Annotated in this window: 18 protein-coding genes and 1 pseudogene; 11 read left to right on the top strand and 8 right to left on the bottom strand. The window is 63.7% G+C overall.

The window, feature by feature from the left end:
• Positions 1–38 precede the first annotated feature (38 nt).
• The 5 genes from DID96_RS23460 to DID96_RS23440 all read left to right on the top strand — a co-directional run bounded on the left by DID96_RS23460 (position 39) and on the right by DID96_RS23440 (position 8,251).
• Positions 39–908: a branched-chain amino acid ABC transporter permease gene (locus tag DID96_RS23460; RefSeq protein WP_124601655.1), complete on the top strand. Its 870-nt coding sequence runs from the start codon at positions 39–41 to the stop codon at positions 906–908.
• On the top strand, positions 905–3,469 hold the full coding sequence (locus tag DID96_RS23455; RefSeq protein ID WP_124601654.1) for a branched-chain amino acid ABC transporter ATP-binding protein/permease: 2,565 nt from the start codon (positions 905–907) through the stop codon (positions 3,467–3,469). The genes DID96_RS23460 and DID96_RS23455 overlap by 4 nt, the downstream gene beginning before the upstream one ends.
• Positions 3,466–4,308, top strand: coding sequence for a shikimate dehydrogenase (locus DID96_RS23450; protein WP_124601653.1), 843 nt, complete (start codon positions 3,466–3,468; stop codon positions 4,306–4,308). Before DID96_RS23455 ends, DID96_RS23450 begins: the two co-directional genes overlap by 4 nt.
• A gap of 370 nt (positions 4,309–4,678) precedes the next feature.
• Positions 4,679–6,445: an FAD-binding protein gene (locus tag DID96_RS23445; protein WP_124601652.1), complete on the top strand. Its 1,767-nt coding sequence runs from the start codon at positions 4,679–4,681 to the stop codon at positions 6,443–6,445.
• Between the two features lie 285 nt (positions 6,446–6,730).
• On the top strand, positions 6,731–8,251 hold the full coding sequence (locus tag DID96_RS23440; RefSeq protein ID WP_124601651.1) for a sensor domain-containing diguanylate cyclase: 1,521 nt from the start codon (positions 6,731–6,733) through the stop codon (positions 8,249–8,251).
• An 18-nt stretch (positions 8,252–8,269) separates the two neighbouring features.
• Here the strand turns inward: DID96_RS23440 and DID96_RS23435 are convergent, their stop codons facing one another.
• The 3 genes from DID96_RS23435 to DID96_RS23425 form a co-directional block, all read right to left on the bottom strand.
• On the bottom strand, positions 8,270–8,854 hold the full coding sequence (locus DID96_RS23435) for a hypothetical protein (RefSeq protein WP_260463987.1): 585 nt from the start codon (positions 8,852–8,854) through the stop codon (positions 8,270–8,272).
• Positions 8,851–9,591 (bottom strand): IclR family transcriptional regulator, encoded by a 741-nt coding sequence (locus DID96_RS23430; RefSeq protein WP_124601650.1) that lies wholly within the window; start codon positions 9,589–9,591, stop codon positions 8,851–8,853. Before DID96_RS23430 ends, DID96_RS23435 begins: the two co-directional genes overlap by 4 nt.
• 100 nt (positions 9,592–9,691) lie before the next feature.
• Positions 9,692–10,240: a VOC family protein gene (locus DID96_RS23425; RefSeq protein ID WP_124601649.1), complete on the bottom strand. Its 549-nt coding sequence runs from the start codon at positions 10,238–10,240 to the stop codon at positions 9,692–9,694.
• Between the two features lie 116 nt (positions 10,241–10,356).
• Between DID96_RS23425 and DID96_RS23420 the strand changes: the two genes are divergently transcribed.
• The 6 genes and pseudogenes from DID96_RS23420 to DID96_RS23395 all read left to right on the top strand — a co-directional run.
• A complete protein-coding gene (locus DID96_RS23420) occupies positions 10,357–11,862 on the top strand; it encodes a bifunctional 3-(3-hydroxy-phenyl)propionate/3-hydroxycinnamic acid hydroxylase (protein ID WP_124601648.1) in 1,506 nt (501 codons plus the stop codon).
• A 96-nt stretch (positions 11,863–11,958) separates the two neighbouring features.
• Positions 11,959–12,804, top strand: a complete 846-nt coding sequence (locus DID96_RS23415; RefSeq protein ID WP_124601647.1) for a fumarylacetoacetate hydrolase family protein — start codon at positions 11,959–11,961, stop codon at positions 12,802–12,804.
• 251 nt (positions 12,805–13,055) lie between these two features.
• The gene (locus tag DID96_RS23410; protein ID WP_124601646.1) at positions 13,056–14,426 is read left to right on the top strand and encodes an MFS transporter; all 1,371 of its coding nucleotides are present in this window, start codon (positions 13,056–13,058) and stop codon (positions 14,424–14,426) included.
• Positions 14,427–14,628: 202 nt separating this feature from the next.
• The gene (locus tag DID96_RS23405) at positions 14,629–15,648 is read left to right on the top strand and encodes an NAD(P)H-quinone oxidoreductase (RefSeq protein WP_185732337.1); all 1,020 of its coding nucleotides are present in this window, start codon (positions 14,629–14,631) and stop codon (positions 15,646–15,648) included.
• 126 nt (positions 15,649–15,774) lie between these two features.
• Positions 15,775–16,848: a porin gene (locus DID96_RS23400; protein ID WP_124601644.1), complete on the top strand. Its 1,074-nt coding sequence runs from the start codon at positions 15,775–15,777 to the stop codon at positions 16,846–16,848.
• 333 nt (positions 16,849–17,181) lie between these two features.
• Positions 17,182–18,123, top strand: a pseudogene (locus DID96_RS23395) (amino acid permease); the annotation flags it as partial.
• A gap of 272 nt (positions 18,124–18,395) precedes the next feature.
• On the opposite strand, the gene DID96_RS23390 reads toward DID96_RS23395, so the two are convergent.
• The 5 genes from DID96_RS23390 to DID96_RS23370 form a co-directional block, all read right to left on the bottom strand.
• Positions 18,396–19,409 (bottom strand): hypothetical protein, encoded by a 1,014-nt coding sequence (locus tag DID96_RS23390; RefSeq protein WP_124601643.1) that lies wholly within the window; start codon positions 19,407–19,409, stop codon positions 18,396–18,398.
• Between the two features lie 400 nt (positions 19,410–19,809).
• On the bottom strand, positions 19,810–20,163 hold the full coding sequence (locus DID96_RS23385) for a hypothetical protein (protein WP_124601642.1): 354 nt from the start codon (positions 20,161–20,163) through the stop codon (positions 19,810–19,812).
• 188 nt (positions 20,164–20,351) lie between these two features.
• Positions 20,352–21,086 carry a type IV toxin-antitoxin system AbiEi family antitoxin domain-containing protein gene (locus tag DID96_RS23380; protein ID WP_124601641.1) on the bottom strand — a complete coding sequence of 245 codons (735 nt, stop codon included), beginning with the start codon at positions 21,084–21,086 and terminating at the stop codon, positions 20,352–20,354.
• 47 nt (positions 21,087–21,133) lie between these two features.
• Positions 21,134–21,349 (bottom strand): hypothetical protein, encoded by a 216-nt coding sequence (locus tag DID96_RS23375; RefSeq protein WP_124601640.1) that lies wholly within the window; start codon positions 21,347–21,349, stop codon positions 21,134–21,136.
• 107 nt (positions 21,350–21,456) lie between these two features.
• Positions 21,457–21,756, bottom strand: coding sequence for an H-NS family nucleoid-associated regulatory protein (locus DID96_RS23370; RefSeq protein WP_311767765.1), 300 nt, complete (start codon positions 21,754–21,756; stop codon positions 21,457–21,459).
• Between the last annotated feature and the right edge of the window lie 38 nt (positions 21,757–21,794).

Raw genomic sequence — 21,794 nt, 5'->3', positions numbered from 1 at the left:
CGGCGCGGGCCCGGCGGGCCGCACACTGGAGTAAGGGCATGGCAGAAATGGTGTTGTCCCAGGTCGCCAACGGACTGGTGCTGGGATTCCTCTACGTGCTGCTCGCGATCGGACTGTCGATCATCTGCGGGCTGCTCGGCATCGTCAATTTCGCGCATGGCGCGCTGTTCGCGCTCGGCGCGTATTTCGCGATCGCGCTGTCGACGCAGTTCGGGTGGGCGGCTGTCGTGCTGGCGCCGCTGCTCGTCGCTGCGGTCGGCGTGCTGATCGAGGTGGTCTTCATCCGGCGGCTATACGGCAAGGAGCCGCTGCTCAGCCTGATCGTCACGTTCGCGCTGTCGCTGCTGATCACCGCGCTGACGCGTCTCGTGTGGGGTGCCGGCGGCCTTCCGTTCAGCCCGCCCGACGCACTCACCGGCTTTCTCGTCTACGGGCCACTGCTGATCACGAAGTACCGGCTGTTCGTGCTGGTCGCGACGGTCGCGATCCTCGTCGCGCTGTGGTGGTTCATGAACTACACGCCGTACGGGCGGATCCTGCGCGCGGGCAGCCGCGATCCGGAAATGGTCGGCCTGCTCGGCATCAACCTGCCGCGCGTGCTGACCGGCGCGTTCGCGCTCGGCGCGCTGCTCGCAGGCGCCGCCGGCGTGCTGGCCGCGCCGCTGCTCACGGTCACGCCCGGCATGGCGACCGCCGCGGTGATGCCCGCGTTCGTGATCGTGACGATCGGCGGCCTCGGCTCGTTCGCGGGCGCCGTGGTCGCAGGCCTGCTGGTCGGCATCGTGACCGCGCTGGCCGTGCAGTTCTTTCCCGAAGGCTCGTCGGTCGCGATGTACGTGCTGATGGCCGTCGTCCTTCTCGTGCGCCCTCGCGGGCTGTTTGGTGAACGCTGGGAGCGCTTCGAATGAAACTCGGCCAACTGACCCGGCACCCGGTCGTGGTGCTCACCACCTCGCTGATCGTCGTGTCGCTCGCGCTCACCGCGACCGGCACGCCGCTCGAACGCGCGACGCAGATCGCAATCTACACGCTGTACGGGATGGGCGTGAACCTGCTCGTCGCGTATACGGGGCTCGTGCCGTTCGGCGCATCGGTGTTCTTCGGCACGACCACCTACCTCGTCGCGGTGTCGCTGCTGCGCGTGCTCGGCAATGAAATGCTCGCGCTCGCGGCCAGCGTGATCGTGACGACCGTGCTGGCAGCGCTGATCGGCGCGATCGTGTTACGCCGGCGCGGGCTGTATTTCTCGCTGCTCACGCTCGCGTGCTCGCAGATCGCGTTCGAGATCGCGTTCAAGTGGACCGACTTGACCGGCGGCGAAAACGGCCTGCAGAACGTGCCGCGCCCGACCTTCCCCACGACCGTCGGCTTCCACGTGTTCGCGTGCGTGACGGTGATCGCCGTCGCATGGGTGCTGTGGCGCATCGTGCACGCGCCGTTCGGGCGCGCGCTGCAGGCGCTGCGCGACAACGAGCAGCGCGCGGCGAGCCTCGGCTACGACACCTACCGGCTCAAGCTGCGCGCGTTCGTGATCTCGGCGGCCGTGATCGGCTACGCGGGCGGCCTGCTGTGCCTGATGCTACAGGGCGCGTATGCGAACAACCTGAGCTGGGAACACGCGGGCGACAGCCTGCTGATGACGGTGCTCGGCGGCGTCCACCAGTTCCTGGGGCCGCTGTGGGGCGCGATCGCGTTCATCCTGCTCGAGGACAAGCTGAGCAGCCTGACCGAACACTGGTGGCTGATCTTCGCGCCGATCATCATCGCGTTCGCGTTCTTCTCGCCCGAAGGCATTCACGGCATCGTGCAGCGCATGCTGCGGCGCCCGCGCTGGACGCTCGTGCGCGACACGATTCCCGCGCGCCCCGACGTCATCGCGCCATATCGCGCGAGCCGCATCGACTCGGATCCCGACACGCCGGTGCTGAGCGTGCGCGTTCTGTCGAAGCGCTTCGGCTCGCTCGTGACGGCCGACCAGATCGACCTCGACGTTTATCCGTACCGGCTGCACAGCTTCATCGGCCCGAACGGCGCGGGCAAGACCACGTTCTTCAATATGCTGACGGGCGTGCTGTCGCCGACGGCCGGCACGATCACGTTCGACGGCCGGGACGTGACGAAGCTCGCGATGTTCCGCCGCGTGCGGCTCGGCATGAGCCGCTCGTTCCAGATTCTCAGCGTGTTCCGCAACCTGTCCGTGTTCGAGAACGTGCGCGTCGCGGTGCAGGCCTCGCAGCACGATCGCCTCGGCCTCTGGCGCGATGCGCACGCGCTCGACGAACAGAATGCGCAGACTTGGTCGCTGCTCGCGGCGGTCGGGCTCGTCGAGCGCGCGGCGCACGCATGCGAAAGCCTCTCGCATGGCGAACAGCGCCTGCTCGAAATCGCGCTGTCGCTCGCGACGCGCGCGCGCCTGCTGCTGCTCGACGAGCCGCTCGCCGGTCTCGCCGAAGCCGATCGCGCGCGCGTGGCCGCGATCATCCGCGAACTCGCGAACCATCATGCGGTACTGCTGATCGAGCACGACATCGACCGCGTGCTGACGATCTCCGATCGCGTCAGCGTGCTGCATCGCGGCCGGTTGATCGCAGACGGCTCGCCGGCCGAAGTCGCGCGCCACCCGGAAGTGATCGAAGCGTACCTCGGCCATGCGAACGGCGAACGGCCGGTCGACGCGCGGCTGGCCGGGCGCGACGACGAACATCGCGAACGCGACGGCTCGGCAGCGGCAGCGCGCCGCCCGCTGCTGCTGCTCGAACGCGTGAAGGCCGGCTACACCGGCAACACGATCCTCGACGGCATCGACATCACGCTGTACGAAGGCGAAGTGATCGCGATCCTCGGCCGCAACGGCGTCGGCAAGACGACGACACTGCGCGCCGCAACCGGCGTCACCGACATCACGGCCGGCCGCATCACGTTCGACGGCCACGACATCACCGGCCGCCCCGCGCACGAGATCAACCGCCTCGGCCTCGCGATGGCGCCCGAAGGGCGCCGGCTGTTCCCGAACCTCACCGTCGCCGAAAACCTGCGGCTCGCCGCGCGCAAGGGCGGCGCGAGCGTCGACGAGATGTTCGTGCTGTTCCCGCGCCTCGCGACGCGCAAGGACGCGCGCGCCGAACATCTGTCGGGCGGCGAACGGCAGATGGTCGCGATCGCGCGCGCGCTGATGGCGCCCGCGAAGGCGATCCTGCTCGACGAGCCGTTCGAAGGGCTCGCGCCCGCCGTCGTGCAGGAAGTGCTCGACGCCGTCGTGAAGCTGCGCGAGCGCGCGAGCGTCGTGATCGTCGAGCACCAGGCCGACATGGTGCTGCCGATCGCCGACCGCGCGTACGTGCTCGTCAACGGCCGCGTCGCACATGAAAGCAGCGCGGCCGCGCTCGAACAGGACGCGGCCACGCAGGCAAGACTGCTCGGCATCGTGCACGACGATGCCGGTTCTACCCCGGAGATGAAAACAGCATGACTTCCACCCTGACCGTGACCATTCCCGTTTCGCTCGACGAAGGCCTGAGCGGCGCGACGCGCATCCATTTCATCGTCGGCGATCCGATCGCGCAGGTACGCTCGCCGAAAGGCGTGACGGCCGCGCTGCGCGAGGCCGGGCTCGATGCGCTCGTCGTCCCCGCGCACGTCGCGCCCGACGATCTCGCGGCGTTCTTCGCGGGCGTGTCGCCGATGCGCAATGTCGACGGCGTGATCATCACCGTGCCGCACAAGTTCAGCGCCGCCGCGTTCTGCACGAGCCTGTCCGACGAAGCCGCGTTCCTCGGCGCGGTGAATACGCTGCGCCGCACGGCCGACGCCGGCTGGCACGGCGGCATGTTCGACGGCACCGGCTTCGTCGCCGCGCTCGCCGACGCAGGCTGCGACCTGCGCGGCAAGCGCGCGCTGCTGATTGGCGCGGGCGGCGCGGGCTCGGCGATCGGCCACGCGCTGGTCACGGCAGGCGCCGCGTCCGTCGACGTGCGCGACAACGACGCGGTGCGCGCCGGCGCGCTAGTCGAGCGGCTCGCGACGCTGCAGCGCGGGACGGCGCGCGTCGCCGCCGCGGACGTCGCGCCCGAATCGTTCGATGTGCTCGTCAACGCGTCGCCGATGGGCATGCGCGCGGACGATCCGTTGCCGGTCGACGTGTCGCGCGTGCCGGCCACCACCTTCGTCGGCGACGTCGTCACGAAGCCGCCGCTCACGCCGTTCATCGAGGCGGCGCGCGCACGCGGCTGCCGAACCGTCACCGGCACGCAGATGTTCGCGCGCGTGTGCGACCGGATGGTCGCGTTCCTGACGGATGCCGCCGCCTAAGCGCGAGCCCGGGGGCCGCGCGCGTCGCATTGTCCGAACGCCGCGCACCCGCTGAACCGCTTTCGATGCAAAACGGCGGCGCACCGCGCCGCCGTTCCCCCCGCATCACCACGAGTACAGCCCGACCAACTGGCTGACCGGCTTCTTCGGCGCTCACCCGGGCGACATCGACGGGCTCGATACGATCTATCGCGCGAACATGCGAACGTGCCGATCGGGATGCGGTCGATCGGCCTGTGCAGACACGTCAATTTCCAGAACACCATTCCACTTTTAAATTTATTGGAATAATATTCCACAATCATCAAGACATCGTCTACCGTGCGCCGAATCGGCACGCATGGCGGGACGGAACGAAGGAGACGTGGACATGGGTGCGGTCATCGATCAGGGCTGGGACGAACAAGTGGACCTGCTGGTATTCGGCGCGGGCGCGGCGGGCATGACCGCCGCGCTGGTCGCCGATCACGAGGGTCTGGCCGTCCTTGTATGCGAAAAAACCGGCGCGGTGGGCGGCATCACGTCCACGTCTGGCGGCACGACGTGGGTGCCGGGCACACGCCTGAGCGTCAACGCGGGCGTGCCCGACAGCGTCGACGATGCACGGCGCTTTCTGCAGTCGGTGGTCGGCGCGCGTGGCGGCGACGATGCGCGCGAAGCGTTTCTGCAAAGCGGCCCCGAGGCCATCGACGAACTCGCGCGCATCAGCGATGTGAAGTTCATCGCCGCCGCCGCGCACCCCGACTACGTAAACGGGCCCGGCGCCGCATACGGCGGCCGCGCGCTCGTGCCCGCGCCGTTCGATGCGCGCGTGCTCGGCCGCGCATTCGCGCGCGTGCGGCCGCCGCGCAAGGAATTCATGGGGCTCGGCGGAATGATGGTCGCGCGCAATGACCTCAATGCGCTGCTCGCGCCGTTCGCATCGGTCGCGCACTTCACGCGCACGATCGCGGTCGTCGGTCGCTATGCGATGGACCGGCTGCGTTTTCCGCGCGGCACGCAGCTCGTAATGGGCAACGCGCTCGCCGCGCGGCTTTATTACAGCCTGCTCAAGCGCAACGTGGAGGTGCGCTTCGACACGCCGCTGCTCGAACTCGTGCGCGAGAACGGCCGCGTTGCCGGCGCGATCGTCGCGACGCCGGACGGCGGCCGCCGGCGAATCGGTGCGCGTCGCGGCGTGGTGCTCGCAACAGGCGGCATCACGCGCCATCCGGCGCTGCGCCGGCAGTTCTTCCCCTCTGCCGCGCAGCCGTTGTCGCTGTCACCGGACACCCATACCGGCGACGGCGTCGATCGCGCGCAGCGCGTCAACGCGCGTGTCGAAAATGGCGGCGACAGCCCTGGGCTGTGGATGCCGTGCTCGATCCGCCGCGCACCGGGCGCAGAAAAAGGCGACGACAGCGTATGGCCGCATATCATTCTCGACCGCGCGAAGCCCGGCCTGATCGCGGTCAACCGTTGCGGCGAGCGCTTCGTCAACGAGTCGAATTCGTACCACGACTTCGTGATGGGGATGCTGCGCGACGACGGCAACGGGCCGAGCGTGCCGGCCCACCTGATCGTCGATGCGGCGTTCATCCACACGTATGGCCTCGGCCTGCTGATGCCGGCACGCAGCGCGGCCCGCATCGCCGAATTCGAACGCGCCGGCTATCTGGTGAAGGGCGCGACGCTGGCCGAACTGGCGGCGAAGCTGCAGGTGGACGCCGCCGGTCTCGCGCGCACCGTCGCGACCTACAACCTCGACGCCGCCGACGGCAAGGATCCGGCGTTCCAGCGCGGGAGCAACCCGATGAGCCGCTTCAACGGCGACGCGGCGCAACAGCCGAATCCATGCATCCGGCCGATCGGCGCGGGGCCATACTATGCGGTGACCGTGTGGCCCGCCGATCTCGCGTGCAGCGCTGGCCTGAGCGGCACCGCGAACGGCGAGGTACTCGATGTCGACGGGCGCGTGATTCCCGGCCTGTTCGCGTGCGGCAACGATCTCGCATCGATCTTTCGCGGCACCTACCCCGGCCCCGGCACAACGCTCGGGCCGGCCATCGTGTTCGGCTGGCGTATCGCGAAGTTCGCCTCGCGCCGCGATGCGGCGCCGGCCGATGCATCGGCTGCCTGCGCCAACGCGCACGACTGACGAACAGGCTTGCCGCGTTTGGCCGATACGTCGCTATTTTGCTGCGCGTCGTTCCGCGTCGTTCCGTTTAGGCACGTTCCGAGGCCAAAGACGACGACCAGTCACCGCAGCGGCTGTCTAAAGTGGAGAAAGGAATAGCGCGCATTGCGGCAAGTTGGCATGCGGGCGCGGCCGCAGCCTTCAACTGAGTGCCGTGCCGGCCTCGATTTTCGGTTAACCGTGCCGTTAACAGGGATTTGACCTGCGCCGGAGCAATTGCAGCCGGCTTTCCATACGAGCGCGCGCATGCCCGCATTCACTTCGATCGAGAAAATTGCCGACTGGGCCGGACGCAACTATCTTGCCGTCGGGGCCTTGGGCACGCTGATGTCGCTTGCCGCGCTCGGGATCAGCGCGGCGACACTGTGGGCCGGACGGAGCGAAGTGGTCGAGCACGCACATGAGACGTCGCGCAACGTCGCAGCCGTGCTGGTGAGCCAGATCGCGCGCACCGTCGAAACGTCGAACAACGCACTGGTCGCACTCGCGTCCGATCTCGGCAAGCCCGCGGTGCAGCGTATGAATGCAGGGCTGCGGCACGACCTGCTGTTCGAGCGCACTACCGCGCAATATGTCACCGGCATGGGCGTGACCGACAAGCGCGGCCAGTTGATCGACGGATGCTGCAGCGCAACCCATCATTGGGATTTCAGCGATCGCGACTACTTCAAGGTCCATCGCGATGCGGACAACGTCGGCCTCTACGTGTCCGAGGCCTATCGCGCACGCTCGCGCGGCGGCAAGGAATCCATCGCGCTGTCGCGGCGCATCGACCGGCCGGATCTTACGTTCAACGGAATCGCGGTGGTCGCCATCGACCTCGCCTATTTCGATCAACTCCTGTCCGGCCTCGATGTCGGCCCGAACGGTGTCAGCGCGATCCTGCGCGCGGACGGCACGATCCTCGCGAGAAATCCGTCGTTGAACGACAACCAGATGAACCACCTGCGTCGCTCGAAAGCCTTCGAGCGGATGGTGAACAGTGAATCAGGCTTCTATCCCGCGCGTTCGAGCATCGACGGCATCATGCGGCTGTATACATACCAGCGGGTGCCGGGCACGCCGCTGATCGCCGTCGTCGCGCCGGCCGAGCACGCCGTCCTGGCGGGCATTACGCGCCTGTCGTGGACGGTCGGCGTATCCGCAACCGTGATCAGCGCACTGTTCTGCGCGGTGGTATGGCTGCTTACGTTTGCGCTGCGGGACAACCTGCGCAAGCAGACGCTGCTCATGGACCTCACGCGGACCGATCCGCTGACGGGCCTGTGCAACCGCCGCGCGCTCGATATCGCACTGGCCGACGAATGGGAACGGCTGCAGCGGGGCAGCAACGGCAGTCTGTCGATTCTGTTCATCGATGCCGACCACTTCAAGCAGTACAACGACCGGCACGGCCATGCGGAAGGCGACACGGCGCTGCGCTTTCTCGCAGAATGCATCCGCACGAACACGCGGCGGCGCGGCGATCTCGCCGCGCGCTACGGCGGCGAGGAGTTCGTCGCGGTGTTGCCGGATACGAATGAAAGCGGTGCCTGGCAGGTCGCGGAGGCGATTCGCCGCGAAGTCGAACGCAACCGGCTCGACGGGTTTGCGGAAACCGTTCCGGCCTTCACCATCAGCATCGGCTGCGCAACCGGCCATCGCGCGCGCCCCGCGTCCGTGCACGCGCTGTCGCATCAGGCGGACATGGCACTTTATCGTGCAAAGCGCGAAGGCAGAAACCGCGTGTGTTGCGCGGAAACGGAGCAATTCGCGCGCCTGGAGTGACCGGCGAATGATCAACGGTTAACGGTCCGCACGAAGCTGATCCTGTCTTTCGGTCTCCTGACGTGCGTGGTTCTCCTCGTCTCCATTCTCGGCATCGTATCGCCGACAGCGTGATCGACACGCCCGTTGCTCGCCGCTTGCCGTCCACTCGCGCAGCAGCCGGGCCAGTGCGCGCACCGCACCGTTCCGATCGAGCGCCTCAACGAGCACGAACAATCCCGCGACGAGTGGCAGCACGCTCCATGAAATTTCGCGAACGATCGGCACGCACGCCGTGCGATCCCGGTACAGGACGCACGCGGCGGTGACGAATCCCGCGACCGCGGTCGGCAACCCGAGCGGACAATCCGTCATCGACGCCGCCATCAGCGCAACGGCCGTGACCGCAATGCCGGCCATCGCAATGCCGGCCATCGCAATGCGCCCGCCGCCGGTGAGCGGCCGCACCTGTAAACCCGACACGCAATGGCCGCGAAGCGCATGTCGCTGAGTGATCCGAAGCATCACGAACGTGCGCGCGATCGATGCCACGGACGGCAGCGCGAAATGGGCCAGCCATTCGCCGAACGCGGGCATGCGCGAACCGTACAGCACGAGGGTCAATGCGCGCCTATTGTGTGATCCGCGACCGCGGCTGCAATCTGCTGGGCAGTTGCTTGCAGTTGCTTGAGCAACTTGCCGTGATCCATGAACTCGAAACGTTGCAGTGACGTGACCAGCGCAAGCGCGGCAGTCGCCTGCGGGCCGCTGGAAAAAAGCGGCACGCCAATCGAAGCCATTTGTGCCTCCAGTTCGCCCCGCGACACGTAATAGCCTTCCTTGCTGATCTTCTGCAGGCCGCGCCAGAATTCCTCAAAAGTTTCGCCCATGCCCGCATCACGAATCTCGATAGCGCGCTTTTCGAACAATCGCTTGAGCCGCGCCCGCGGCAGCGTCGCCAGAATCACTTTTGGCGCGGATCCCAAAAACAGCGGCCGGGGACGGCCCCTTCCGTAGGCAAGATCCAGCCCCCCGCTGGCACTTTCCCGGTGAGTATCAACAATCTCTTCGTCGAACATCCTTGTCATGACGCAATCGCAGCCCGTCTGCTCCGATAGCTCGCGCATCAGGGAATGCCCCATCGAAAAAAACGGGTCAACCGTCCGCAATTGGTAGTCCAGCGTCATGACTCTGGGGCCCAACGTGTAGCTACCATTGCCCAGCCGGGCAAGCAAGCCGGCATCGACAAGGTCACGCAGGTAGCGATAAGCCGTCGGGGCCGAGCAGCCGATCGTGGCGCATATGGTCTCCATTGGCCACACGGGTTTCTCGATCGAGAAGAGATCGAGAATCGAGAGCATTTTGGACGAGCTTGACATCGGAGCAAATGTAGCGAAAGTGGGGCTGGAGTAGCCGCTATTGTAGCGAAGGCCGCGTCGCCCCCTACCCGCCAATTGCCCTTCAGGCAATCCCCATCTTCTCAGCCATTCGCGCCTGCCAAGTCTCTCGCGGCTCAAATCCCGGCAGCGAGCGCGCATGATTTGCGACTGCGTCCATCAGCACATCATCGGTGAGTGAAAAATCAACCGGCACCTTCATCGGCTGACTCACATACCACGGCGTGTCAACGAACAACTCAAGTCGATTGCCTTCCGGGTCGCGCGTGTACACCGATATCGCGTTGCCGTGAGTGGTGGGCTGGATGTCAGTCGCACCGGCTTCGGCAAGACGCCCGAACAATTCCCTCAGCGTGGCGAGACTATCGGCCCGGAGCGAAATCTGGTTGATCACGTTGAAAGGCACATGTTCGGGGCGGCCGGTGGCAAGCACGATCTGGTGATGCTCCTTCGGGTCACGGCTCAGGAATACCAGATCAACCGGCCCGTTCGGCCCGGCCAGCGTGCCGGCGTCGGTGATCGTGAAGTCCAGGAGGTCCGTGTAGAACCGGACCATGGTAGGCAGCTCTCTGACGTACATCCCGACATGGCTGAAGCTCAGTCCCTTACGCATCTCCACCTCCTTTTAAGTATCACTATACGATAATTTATCAACTTATCTCTTGACGTTCAAGCCATCACGCCTATACTTCTATCACAATGTGATAGCACAACTGGAGACAGCAGATCATGTACGACGTCGCAGTCATCGGGCTGGGCCCAGTCGGCGCAACGCTCGCCAATTTGCTGGCGAGATGTGGATTGACCGTAGCCGTGCTGGAGCGAGAGTCAGCCCCGTACGCCCTGCCTCGTGCGGTTCACTTCGATGCGGAATGCATGCGGGTGTTTGACGCGATCGGCATCGCGCAGGAAGTCGCCGCGTCTTGCCACATTTCGCCGGGCATGAAATTTGTCAACGCGAACGGGCAGCTGCTGGTGGATTGGCCGCGGCCTCAGGAAATCGGCGCGCAGGGCTGGCATTCGAGCTATCGCTTCCATCAGCCTGACCTCGAGCGCGTGCTGCGTGCACGACTGGCCGAGCATGCCGACGTGTCAGTGCATCTGCGCAGCGAGGTGTACGCAATCGACGAGTCAGCCAACCATGTCACGGTCAAATTTGAAGACCTCAGCTGCGGCAAGCTCAAGACCCTCGAAGCGGCATATGTGGTAGGGGCCGACGGCGCTCGCTCGCTGGTGCGCCGATTGATCGGCACCGAGATGACCGATCTGGGGCTTCATGAGCGCTGGCTGGTCTTTGACGCCGTGTTGAAGCGCCCTTGGTCCGTGCTGGGCGACTACAGCGTCCAGTTTTGTGATCCCGCCCGACCCGCTACTTACGTGCGCGGCATCGGCAATCGCCGTCGCTTCGAAATCATGCTGCACGCCAGCGAAGACGCAGCCGAGATGGCGCGGCCGGACACCGTCTGGTCGCTGATCGAGCGCTGGATGACCCCCGACGATGCTGAACTCGAACGCGCGGTGGTGTACACCTTCCATGCCCTGGTTGCGCAACGCTGGCGCCGCGGGAGGCTGATTCTGGCGGGCGATTCCGCCCACCAAACGCCACCATTCCTCGGTCAGGGCCTGTGTGCGGGTATTCGCGATGCCGCGAACTTGGCTTGGAAGCTCATGGCCGTGTGCCGCCACGGGGCCGTCGATACGCTGCTCGACACTTACCAGGGCGAACGTGCTCCGCACGCCAGCGAGTACATCAAGCTGGCCGTTGAGCTCGGTCGCATCATCCAGGCACGAGATCCGGAAGAGGTCGCCGAACGTGACCGCACATTGGCAGTCGCACCGCGGATGCTGCGCAGCCTGAGTCCTCGTCTGGGCGAGAGCGATCTGCGCCTGGCGCAGACGGCAAGCGGCCTCGTCGCGCCACAGCCGATGCTTGCGGGTGGACAGCGCCTCGACGCGAACGCCGGTCAGACGTTCGCCATCCTCGCAAAGCCGGGCCTGCTGGACACTGCATCCGCCGAAGCGCTGCGCGAGGGAATGCGTTGTCCGCTCACGGTGATCGACGCCGGAAGCGCCGAAGCGATGGACTGCTTGAAGGAGTTCGATGCGGCAGCGATCGTGATTCGACCGGACCGCTACATCTTTGGCACAGCATCAGACCTGCAACAGTTGCAGGCCCTCGTCAGTGGTCTCGGTCACATTCTCGAGGCGGAAAAATCGCCTGCCCTGGCGTCCTGATCGGGCCAATCGTCAACCCGAGACGCACTGGCCGCATCGTGTTGCGTCACGAGCGTCTCTTTTATCAAGTATCAGTAGAAACCTGGAGATTCATTCATGAAGCTGGTCAGCTTTTCCCGTAACGGCACCAACAGCATTGGCGCAGTCACCGATCAGGGCGTCGTCGACATCGGCGCGCGTCTGAATCTTTCCGATTTGGGCGCGGCATTGCGCCAGGTCGGCATCGATGCAGTCAAGGAACTGGGCGCGAAGTCGGAAGCCGACTTCGCGCTGTCGGAAATCGACGCGTATCGCCCCGTCGTCGCCGACCCCAACAAGATCCTGTGCGCAGGGCTCAACTACGACGAGCACGTGCAGGAAACCAACCGGCAACGCACCGAGCACCCGACCATCTTCATGCGAGTTGCCGAATCGCAGATCGGTCACGAGCAAGCGATCCTCTTGCCGCCTGAATCGGATCGTCTCGATTACGAAGGCGAGATCGCCGTTGTCATCGGCAAGGGCGGTCGCCGCATCTGCGAAGACAAAGCGCACGAGTACATCGCCGGCTTCTCCTGCTACAACGATGGAAGCGTTCGTGACTGGCAACTGCATACGGCGCAATGGGGGCCGGGCAAGAACTTCGAGGCAACCGGGGCATTCGGCCCGGCGCTCGTCACGTCCGATGAAATCGGCGAAAACGAAGCGCTGACGCTCGAGACGCGCCTCAACGGCCAAATCATGCAGCACGCGACAACGGACATGCTGATCTTCTCAATCCCGACGCTGATCGCTTACTGCTCCAGCTTCATTACGCTCACGCCTGGCGACGTGATCGTGACCGGCACGCCGGGTGGCGTCGGCGCCAAGCGCAACCCGCCGGTTTTCATGAAGAACGGCGACGTCGTGGAGGTCGAAGTGAGCAAGCTCGGCGTACTCCGGAACCACATCCGTGCTGAATAAGGCTCTGCCGGTGCGCTGTCCTCGGCTGGATCGAGGCATCGCGCGCCGGCGCTTCTGAACCTGGCGAAAGGACGGGTCGACTCCATTCATGGCGCTAGATGGAGCGGCTGGCTCGAAACTACGGGTGGCTGAAAGGCAAACCCGACATGAAGTGTTGCTTGCACTGAGGAAGTATTCGAATAGCGAGGGATGACCGCACGTACGCTGGGGTCATCAATGCGAAGCCTAGACAAACACCAGGAGACAACTTTATGGACATCCGGACCATGGACATCCGTGAAGCGATAAAGAACCGGCCGATGCAATGGCAGCAGATCGTCGTGATTGTCATTTGCATTCTGCTTACGATGATCGACGGTTACGAGATCATTGTGCTGCCATTCGTGATGCCGCATCTGGCGAAGGCATGGAAGCTGAGCCCGGTCGAAGCCGGCTATCTGCTCAGCGCGAGCGTGTTTGGAATGGCGCTTGGTGCGGCCATCATTTCTCCACTCGCAGACCGGATCGGGCGTCGCGCCCACATTCTGCTGTGTCTCGTGCTGGTCACCGTCGGGATGCTGTTGTCCGCCAGAGCCGAGAATATCCAGGAATTGCTCGTTGTCCGGGCGTTTGCAGGCTTGTTCATTGGCGGCTTGATCGCCAGTATCAATGTCCTTGTCTCCGAGTACAGCTCCGACAAGCGCCGTGGCGTCGTCATGGGCCTATACGGCATTGGACTGCCGTTGGGTTCCGCGCTCGCGGGTAGCGTCGTGGAGCCTCTCGTTGCGAGATACGGATGGTGTGGACCGTTCGCGTTCGGTGGGTTGCTGACTTTGGCGATGACTGCCCTCGTTACCCTGATGCTGCCGGAGTCGGCCGAATACCTGATTGAGCGTCGGCCCAAGCGCGCGCTGGAAAAATACAACAAGATCGCCGCCTGGCTCGGCCACCCCCAATCCGTGGTGCTTCCTGACGCTTCCCGCAAAAGCGACGGTCCTGCGTTTGCGGTCGCGGCGAAATCGATATTTGGTGGCATCATGCTGCTCCGCACCGTCTGCCTTTGGCTCGGCTACGCGGGACTCATCGCCGCCTTCTATTTCGCCAATACCTGGACCACCAAACTGATCGCGGACGCGACCGGAAGCCTCGGGTATGGTGTGCACGTCGGCACGCTCATCATGATCGGCGGCGTCATTGGGTCGTTGCTGTTCGCCAGCCTGTCGCTCAGGATCCGTCCGGTCATGGTAACCGCCCTGATTCTGATTGGTGGTGCTGTCGTGTACACGCTGTATGCCGTGTACTTCCGAAATGTCGCACTGGCTATACCGCTTGCCATGCTCGTCGGCGTCTGCGCGAGTGGTGGTGTTTGTGCCTTCTATGCAATCAGTCCGCCCATTTATCCCGCGATCGTGCGAGGTACGGCTGTTGGCCTGATGATCGGATTCGGACGAGCCGTCTCGGTCGTCGTCCCGATTTGGACGGGCTACATGCTGACCCTCGGCTGGACACCGTCGATGCTGTACCGCGTGTTCGGCGCAGTGCTGGGGACCGCCGCCGTGTTCGTGCTGCTTCTCGACCGTGCGAACACCGCGCAGACAGCCGATTCCGGAATGTACGGAACCGCCGATAAGCGGGCGGGATGAACTCGACGTCGATGCCGACTTGATCGAGCACCGTGGCCAATATCCGCGATGCTGTCTTCCGCACCCGGTCCGTCCGATTTGCAAGTGCGTAACCGTATCCTCTGATCGATCCCGCCACTGGCGAGGTTGATCTCCTGAATATTCCCAAGCGCCTCTCTCCGGGGATCGGTTGCCTACATATCACTTCGCAATGCTAATAAAAATGCAAGAAAACCACTTCGAACCCATCCCGAATCATCAGATCGGCATCCAGATTACTGCTGCCGGCGGCCCCGAAGTCCTTGTTCCGGTCGAAATGCCCGTGCCGAAATGTGGCTCGTCGGACGTGCTGATCCGGGTCGTATCCGCCGGCGTGAACCGGCATGACGTCAATCAACGCCGCCGCGGCCCTGACACGGAGCATAGCCCCGTGCCAGGGCTTGAGGTTTCCGGTGTCGTGGCGCGTGTCGGCGCGCACGTCACGAGCGTCGAGATGGGTGACGAGGTATGCGCACTCGTCAATGGCGGCGGCTACGCGGAATATGCGATTGCCGACGCGGGACAGGTCTTGCCTGTTCCGCCGGCAATCTCGCTGCGCGACGCGGCGGCACTGCCGGAAGCCCTGTTCACCACCGTGCACAACTTCTTCAATGTGGCGAAACTCGCTCCGGGCGAATCCGTGCTGATCCACGGCGGCACGAGCGGCGTCGGCACCCTGGCGACCCAAATGCTGACGGCACGCGGCCACGCAGTGTATGCGACATGCGGCACCGATGAGAAGTGCGCGATGGCGGAAGCGCTCGGTGCGGTTAAGGCATTCAACTACCGAACCATCGCATTCACTGATGCGGTGCAGGCGGCTACTGGCGGGAAAGGCGTGGACGTCATCCTGGACATGGCCGGTGCCGCCTACGGTCGCCAGAACATCGAGGCGCTCGCCCACCGAGGCCGCGTGGTGCATCTGTCGCCGGGCGGAAATGCCGACCTGGCCTTCCCGCTGCGTGAACTGATGCGCAAAGAGGCGGTAGTGACCGGCTCCTTGTTGAGGCCGCTGCCGAACGAAGAGAAAAACGGCATTGCGCGCTGGCTGCACGCGAACGTATGGCCTCTCATCGGCACCACGGTCAAACCGATGATCACGCAGCGTCTTCCGCTGGAACTGGCCAGCGCAGCACACGACGCTCTGGAACGAGGTGATGTCGCGGGCAAGATCCTGCTCGACGTCTTGGGGCAATCCAAATAGCAAAAGCGTGCGAAACGTTCGAGCAGATTCGTTCGTCTTGCCTCGCGTGAGCGGAGTCGCCGCAATCGCAGGTCTGATGACGCGATTTCGTCTGATCCGAGTTCTTTCAATAACGGGAGGAGATCTGTGAAAAAGCATGCATTGGCGGGCTTGGCCCTGGTTGCGGCGACTGCGCACGCGCAAAGCAGCGTGACGTTGTACGGCATCATGGATACGGGCGTCGCCTATTACAACCACGCGGCAGGCGGCGGCTCGTCCTTTGGCATGCCGTCGATTACCGGCGAATTGCCGTCGCGCTTTGGATTGAAAGGAAGCGAGGACCTTGGCGGCGGTCTCAAGGCATTGTTCAACCTCGAAAGCGGCTTTGCGCCGGACACGGGCGTGCTCGGATACGGCGGACGATTGATGGGGCGCACCGCAACCGTCGGCATGAGCTCGGCGTACGGCACCGTATTGCTTGGCCGCCAGTTCAACATGACCTACAACACACTGGGTTATGCCGATATCATCGGGCCATCGCTGCACTCATTCGCGAACTTCGATCCGTATCTGGCGAATGCGAGAAGCGATAACTCGATCGCGTATACGGGGAAATTTGGTGGACTGACGGTCGGCGCAACCTACAGCTTCGGCCGCGATGCCGCCGGTCCCGCCGGTCCGTCCGCAACGAATTGTGGTGGACAGGTGCCGGGTGACTATCTGGCGTGCAAGCAGTTCACCGGCATGCTTGCATACGAGGGGGCCAATTTCGGCGTTGCAGGATCATACGACCAGATGCGCGGCGGAAAGGGTGCGTCTGCACCGCTCACGAGCAGCGCCTTCACGGATACGCATACGGTGGTCGACGCCTATTACCGGTTCGCGCAAGCAAAAGTGGGGCTGGGCTGGGTGCATCGCATCGTCGAGGCCGCGGCCGCATCGATGCGCTCCGATCTGTATTTCGGGGGTATCAACTATATGCCCGCGCCTCAATGGTCGCTTGATGCCCAAGCCTCCCACTACATCGCACACGGGATCTCGAATGCGACGCTGGTTGCGGCCCGCGCGACCTACCTGCTGTCGAAAAGCACGTTCATCTATGCATTGGCGGGCTACATGGTAAATAGCCGGACCAGCGCGGTGTCCGTGGCGGCGGGCGGAACGGTCGAGCCGGGCGAGAACCAGACCGGTGTGATGTTGGGTATCCAGCACCGCTTCTGACTCCCGTCGTTCCGTCGGCAACCCTTTCCGGGATGTCGCACGGCAAGCGAATTCATATTTGCCGAAGCCGGCCGGGGCAAAGATCAAAAGCGGCGCTCAAGGAAACTAACTGCCCCGGCTTCACGACGGGACGAAAAGTGTCGCAGCCGATCAACAGCGCGTCGCATTTGTTATGGGTCGCGGTCGGATATTTTCTAGATCCCATGGCTTTGTGCCGAGAAGATACACGTCGCCAGGTGGGCAATTGCGTGCCGAGGCGCCGCATCGCCGTCCTGGAAGGCGCAGTTCATTGGACAGCAGGCCAGAAATCAAAAATATGGATTGGAGGATGACATGAATAATAGTCACACGGGCCTCGCGACAGGCCTGAAGCAACGCCACGTCACGATGCTGTCGATCGCGGGCGTGATCGGCGCGGGCCTGTTCGTCGGCTCCGGACACGCCATCGCGGCAGCCGGACCAGCGGCGCTGCTCGCCTATGCGCTGACGGGCGCGCTCGGCATCACGCTGCTGCTGACGGTCACCAACCTCTTCTCGGTCAAGAACTACGGCGAATTCGAATTCTGGTTCGCGCTGATCAAGGTCGTCGCGATCGCGCTGTTCATCGCGATCGGCGGCGCGGCCGTTTTCGGACTGCTGCCGGGCGGCCCAGTGTCGGGCTTCGCGAACCTGGTCACGCACGGCGGGTTCATGCCGAACGGGATCGGCGCGGTGTTCGCCGGCATGCTGATGACGATGTTCTCGTTCGTCGGCACCGAAATCGTGACGATCGCCGCGGCCGAATCCGAACATCCGGAGCGCCAGATCGTGCGCGCGACGAATTCGGTGATCTGGCGCATCTCGCTGTTCTATCTCGGCTCGATCCTGTTCGTCACCGCGATCGTGCCGTGGAACGACCCGCTGCTGCCGGTGCACGGCTCCTACCAGCGCGTGATGGAACTGCTCGGCGTGCCGCATGCGAAGGCGATCATCGACGTCATCGTGCTCGTCTCGGTCGCGAGCTGCCTGAACTCGGCACTGTATACGGCGTCGCGGATGCTCTTCTCGCTCGCAAAGCGCAAGGACGCGCCTGCGTTCCTGCAGCGCACCGACTCGACCGGCACGCCGAAAGCCGCCGTGCTCGCGTCGACCGCGTTCGGCTTTCTGACCGTGATTGCGAACTACGTGGTGCCGGAGCAGGTGTTCAACGTGCTGATCGCGACGTCGGGCGCGACCGCGTTGCTCGCCGGACTCGTGCTGATCGCCGCGCGGCTGAACCAGCGCAGCCTCGATGCACAGTCGAGTCCAGGCCGCCGCGGGGTGTCGCCGAGCGCTTATCGGGAAGGTCAGGCACCGGGAGCACTCGGTGAGATATCCGATCGGGGCGATCGTGCGATCACCTTGGGCGAGCTGTTTCCTAATCGGAACGAGTTTTATTGAATCGAGAGGGCGGAGGTGTTCGGTCTTCGGGTGCGTCGCTTCTTCTCGTCGACGAGCGGGGATTGCGAATTCGCTCACGTATCGCAGTCAATCCAGTCCGTTTGCGCGAGCGAAGTCGGAATGAGACGCTAGAAATTGCGCGCCAGGCCGACCATGAACATGTCCTGGTCCTTGTTGTTGCCGGTTGCGACACGATTGAAGCGCAAGCTCCCCGCCCAATCGTTCGTGACCTGATAGGTCACCTGCGCGCTGAGCAAGGCATTGAGTCTCGTCTTGCTCGAGACCTCGTCCCGATCATGCGAGAGATACGGGCCTACACCTGCCGAAAGCGTCCATTTGCTCCTGATCGGCGCGACGTACCAGAATTGCGCTGCCACACCTCTTCGGCCGGCGACGCCGTTATTGCCTTCATAGACGAAGCTCGCCGAATAGGCCCACGCATTGCCGAGCGGCCGCTTGACTTCGACCATATACCCCTTTTCGATCGGCACTTGGGGACGGTTCGTCTGCGACGTCCCGGCCCAAACGCTCACCTGCGTCTTGCCGTCCGAAAGCGCCGGGCCAGGATCGCCGCCAAAATCCGAGCCGATGCCGAAGAGCACCACGTCGGAGTTGAATCCGTCGATCATCTGAACGTGGTTGTACTGCACCTTGAGGAAGAAGCGGTTGGGAACGACGTAATACCGCACCGCTGCTGACGCGCGCACGCCCCATCGCTTTTCGTTACGCGGCTGGTTGTCGACATGTGTCGTGTCCATGCTGAAATACGGCCCCGCCGACAACTCGAGCGCCAAGCGATCGCCGACCGGCCAACGAAACGAACCCAGGGCGGCGAAGCCGTCACGGTGGTGATCGGCGGGATGCCCCTCGTTCACATACGCGAGGTAGACCGAAAGGTAGTCATTCAAGACATCGCCGAAGCCGACTTCGTAGGCACGCCAATGCATATCGCCACCCTCGGTCGCACGTCCGTCACCGTACACTGCATAGACGTTGATCGTTCTTTCCGATGGCTTGAACCCGCTCGGCAAGCTCGATGGGCTGTCCTCGGCGTGCGCGAGGCCTGCGCCTGCCAGACTTGCCAGACCGGCGATCGCGCTTGCGAGGACGAAGCGCGAATGGATGCGACGGCACTGTCCCATTTGGACACCCCTCACCTTGGTAACCGCGATTTCTTGGACAAGTTGATAGCGATTATAGGCAGCCTCGGGTAATAGGGGAAACTCTCGCGACTTAGGCCGCTGGCCCCTGTAAACAAAGGGCCGAGCGGCCATGACGACGGTCCGTCGTCATCGGAGTATTCCCCAATATGAACGCGGGTTATCCCTATCCTGTCTGAGTTCGTCACCTACCTGCATTCGGATGCTCGCAATCGATCACCTTGCCCGCTTGCTTCGTCATCGTGCCGCCAATGTCATCCGGCTCATGCCTGAGCGAAACAGCCCTCGGCCCCCGCAGCCCAAGCCCTACAAGCCTTTCGCAGTCAAGATCATCATGTAGGTATCCTTAAGTATCGCATCGGCACTCACCACGGCATCGTTATCAAAACAGCGAGGCCTGACGCGGATCCCGTGGGGGTGTGCCGGAATTTCTCACGGGTTTCCCGGACCGCATCAGCTTGCGACGACGAAGGACACGTCGCAGGTGAGCTACAAGACGCACGGTTTCGCCGTCTGCTGTCAGGTACAGACAGAACCGCCCGATCTCACCCGGGGCGCAGGCTTCGCGTGCACGTAACGAGAGTCGAAGTGCATGGCGACGCGCGCGAGCAATGAGTTGCCCCCGGCTCATGCCGGGCCAGCAGTCGGCGACCATCGACTTCACCGCAGCCGGCAACGCCTCGGGCGCCATGTCGGGCGGCAAGGAGATGGCAATCAGCTCGAAAGTGTCCGACATAGAGGTAGTTCCAAGAGGCAAGCGTTGTGTGGCTTCAATCAAGTCGTCACAGCGTTTTCAGAGGACCAGACAGAGGCCCCGATGTCCGATCAAAGGTCAGTGTGGGGCGCAGCAAGCAGCATGCGAGAGCGGCAAGACGTCGGGGGCGATCGCGAGGCGCAACCGGATCATAGCGAGGTAGGGTTCGTTCATTTTGGGTTGAGCGTCAGACGTTCGCCGTCTTTGTTGACGTTGGACCACCGCGTCCCGGCGCCAATCCGGTCGACATACCGCTGCAAGTCTGCCCCCCACGCATAGTCGCTGCTCCTACCCAGATCCCGAACCAGCCGAAGAACCTTGACGCGCTTGCAGTGCATCATGAATCGCTCGAGGACGGAAGGCCGAATGTTTCTCAGCGACGCCATCAGATTGATCGCTTCCGCCATCGATTGCCCTTTGCCGATATCGCTGGCGAGTTCGAGCAGTGCGCGTTCCGGAACGGAAGCGAGCACATGCGGATTGCCGTTCGGCAGTGGCTCGAGGCCCGCGTCATACGGCAGCTCGTCGTTGAAGATCTGGGTGGTCTGGAACGCGTAGCACATGTGCTCGTCAACCCACGCCGGAATCTCGCAGGATTTCTGTGCCCATAAGATGACCTTCGCACGGAAGTCGATGTTGTCACGTCCGGCTTGCCAGTCGAGTGCGGCCTTGCCCCCCACATGCAGGCCTGGCACTCGTCGACTCAGGTACGCGACGATTCCTTCCCGGCTTGGGCTGTCTCCCGTGAGCAGGTAGGCCCCCTTGGACAGTCGCTGCAGCCATCCCGCCTTGACCATGTAAGTCGCGAGTGCCGGGCTGACACCCATATCCTTCAGCATTTCCGTGTCGAGCGGTTGCCCGCGCGGTGCCTCCTCCATCAGGCGCTGAAGCGTCTTGCTAGCCATACAACCTCAAATCGCGTGGTTTATTCGGTAATCTTCGGGGGAAGTTTTTAGTTTATCAGAGTATTTAACGCGGCAAGGGTGAACTCGCAGTTCGGGGAGCCTGCGTTGCGCCCCTGCCCAGAATCCTGCATGGAATCGGAGACGTACGGCGTCGACTGCGGCTGAGTCACGCTCGTATTGGTACAGGAGGAGGCGAAATTCCCCCGCGCGAGGCCGAACGTGTCGTTGGTGCCGCCGTCGAACACATGCAGACGCACTGCCACGAAGTCCTCGTCACCGCCGTTGGTGATCGCGTCGCTCGACGTCGCGGAGCGTTGTCCGTCGCGGACAGGTGGTCACACCGTGCACGCGCAAAGATTCGTCGGGCCTATCAATTTTCCCCTGGCCACCAGGGCTTCGCAGCCGGGCGGATCAGATAGTCATCCAGGTTTTTGCCAGCCAGCCACTTCGGGCACGCGCCGCGCCCCGTCCACGATTTGCCCGATGACGGATCGTAGTATTTGGCCGGCAACTTCTTCGGCTTGTCCTTCACAAAGCCGGCCGCGCGGAGCAATTCCAACTCCGTGATGCCGTACTCCTTCCCCCCCGCGTCAGAATAGATGCCGCCCGGATAGAATTGGAACCTGGGGGCAGTAAAGAGAGAATGAATTGGCGCGATACGGACAGACATTCAAGGACAGAGCAGTGGCGCGGTTGTTGCCGCCGGAG

Source organism: Burkholderia sp. Bp8963, assembly GCF_003854275.1.
Classification (GTDB): domain Bacteria; phylum Pseudomonadota; class Gammaproteobacteria; order Burkholderiales; family Burkholderiaceae; genus Burkholderia.
Note: the sequence above shows the minus strand (reverse complement) of the source record. Positions and strands in the feature narration are given on the sequence as shown.